1 protein-coding gene is annotated in these 601 nt (G+C 55.9%); it reads right to left on the bottom strand.

The window, feature by feature from the left end:
• Positions 1–211 precede the first annotated feature (211 nt).
• Positions 212–601, bottom strand: a 390-nt coding sequence (gene cadR / locus MST27_RS22220) for a Cd(II)/Pb(II)-responsive transcriptional regulator (protein ID WP_243608014.1), incomplete at its 5' end; no start/stop codon positions are given.

The following is a 601-nucleotide window of genomic DNA, read 5'->3' as shown; positions in this document are numbered from 1 at the left end:
GGGTATCCGGATTTTTTGGTTGATTGGCTCATATCATGATGACGGAACCAACCATCAGCTCAGCGGATTACCTGGTTGATGACGACTCTTCTTCACGGCCCCTGCAAGTTTGCAGCAACGCCCAGGTTCGCATGCCGAGATACGCAGTGAGGCTTCGCGATCAACACACCATGCATTCACAATGTCACTGCAAGGTCCGGCATGTCTCTGCTCAGTCCTTACGGCCTGAGCTAGCCCTATACAGCTGTTGTTTGCTCTCCTCGCTGATCCCCGTCAGGATGCCGCAGGCATTGATCTCCCGACCCTCGTTGCAACTCGCCCTCAGTGAAACGAGTTGTTGCTCAAGCGCTTGCAGAGCAGTTATCTGCGACCGCACATGAGAGATGTGGTCATCGAGCATGGCGTTGACGGCGGTACAGGGCTGGCGAGGGTCGTCCTGATAGCTCTGTAGCTCGCGAATCTCTGTCAGTGACAGGTCCAGAATTCGGCAGCGGCGGATAAAGGCAAGCCACTCGCCATGCTTCTCGGTATAGACACGGTAACCATTCTCCTGCCGTTCTGGCGGCGGCAACAGGCCCTGCTGCTCATAGAAGCGGATCGT

The organism is Stutzerimonas marianensis, assembly GCF_022810315.1.
Classification (GTDB): domain Bacteria; phylum Pseudomonadota; class Gammaproteobacteria; order Pseudomonadales; family Pseudomonadaceae; genus Stutzerimonas; species Stutzerimonas marianensis.
This window is presented reverse-complemented; position numbering and strand designations above follow the sequence as displayed.